This is a genomic window from Aquimixticola soesokkakensis, assembly GCF_900172375.1.
Lineage (GTDB): Bacteria > Pseudomonadota > Alphaproteobacteria > Rhodobacterales > Rhodobacteraceae > Aquimixticola > Aquimixticola soesokkakensis.
This window is the reverse complement of the sequence record NZ_FWFS01000025.1, coordinates 1-1,348: the sequence shown is the minus strand read 5'-3', so window position 1 is coordinate 1,348 and position 1,348 is coordinate 1. Positions and strand designations below refer to the sequence as shown.

Below are 1,348 nucleotides of genomic sequence, written 5' to 3'. Positions count from 1 at the left end.
GCTCGGGATCGATGGAGGGGCGGCCGGTATTGCTGTAGAACGGAGCCAGATGCTGGCGGATACCTGTCAGATCCACGAAGCGGTCGATGGATCGCAGCAGGTGATCCTGCGGGACATGATCCTCTATCGAGAACTCGTAAAACAATGCGTGCTGCGCCTCTTGTCTTGGTCCCAGCGTCGCAGATCCCCCCGCTTCACTAACGAAAGTGAATCAGCGACCAAGCCACAAATCAACAAGAGTTTTTCAACGGAATACGCCCATCATGTCAGCGATTTCGCCCCCCTGCCCGCTCACCCGATTTCCCTCACCTCCCCGAGCAACTGCGCCATGACCCCATCCACCAGCGCGACCTTTTGGTCATTAGACAAGCGTTCAGGTCAGCGCTAAGATAGATGATCTTGCGCCCCAATTTGTAATAGGCAGGGCCGCTGCCACGATGACGCCACTGCGCCAGCTTCTCTCGATCCCCGATCACGTCGAGTTCTGGATCGCCCAAAACATAGGTACGATTTTGTTCAAACAGACTGGTCACGTTCTGAACTCCTGTGCTGCGTTTCAGGTGTTCAGAACTGCCCCCGAGTGACTTTTTGCGGAAGACGGACAAAAGGGACAAAAATCAAAATGAATTTTTTCCCTATTTTTGTCCCTATTTTGCCGACCCTAATCCGGGGTTTTGCCGCCTTCATTCAGGGACGTGCCGACAGCACGGCGCAATGTCTTCTCTGAGAATTCCAAACCGGGTTCGCGCTGAAGGTCGCGCATCACTGATTTCCACGGGCCTTTGTGTCCGTCAGGAAACTGACGCTGGTAGGCTTTGCGGATCAGCTCGGTTTTATTCCGGCGTCCGCGTCGTGAGGCTTTCACCCAATCCTGGTCACCGAGCTGCGGTAACTCTGCCGCCCCAAGAACCTTGCCACGCCATCTAAGCGCCGCCTTGTCGTCCATGCACAGCGCGCCCCCGCCCATCGCTGCAACCATCGGCGGCAAGTAATGCTCATCAATCACATCACTCATCCAAGGGGGCGGCGCATCAGGCACGACAAAGCGCGCGCGTTCAAAGGCGAAAGGCAGCGTCAAAAAGCACGCACGATCCGCAACCTCGCCATCGGCTTTCGCAAAGGCGTCCTTCCAAGCGGTGAGGCTCTGCGACCCAACATCCCAAATCTCGAAGTGGTCCGACCCAAACTTGCGCAGCCAATAGCCCTCTTTGCCAGCCTCTGCGGGGTCACGGGCCGCAAGGTAGCTCTCATAGGCAGACATCTTGGCAAACAACGTCGAGTGCCCTGCGTCGTTTTCCGTCTCAAGCCGTCTCAATCGGCCATCCGCAAACGCGGCAAACATGGGCAT

Annotated in this window: 3 protein-coding genes; 1 reads left to right on the top strand and 2 read right to left on the bottom strand. The window is 56.6% G+C overall.

What is annotated here, in order from left to right; genetic code table 11:
- On the bottom strand, positions 1-175 hold a 175-nt coding region (locus AQS8620_RS16975; RefSeq protein ID WP_503089903.1), incomplete at its 3' end, for a transposase.
- Between the two features lie 262 nt (positions 176-437).
- On the opposite strand from AQS8620_RS16975, the gene AQS8620_RS17105 reads away from it, so the two are divergent.
- On the top strand, positions 438-584 hold the full coding sequence (locus AQS8620_RS17105; RefSeq protein WP_159453271.1) for a hypothetical protein: 147 nt from the start codon (positions 438-440) through the stop codon (positions 582-584).
- 77 nt (positions 585-661) lie between these two features.
- Here AQS8620_RS17105 and AQS8620_RS16735 read toward each other — a convergent pair.
- Positions 662-1,348: hypothetical protein (locus AQS8620_RS16735; RefSeq protein ID WP_085838150.1), on the bottom strand; the 687-nt coding region annotated here is incomplete at its 5' end.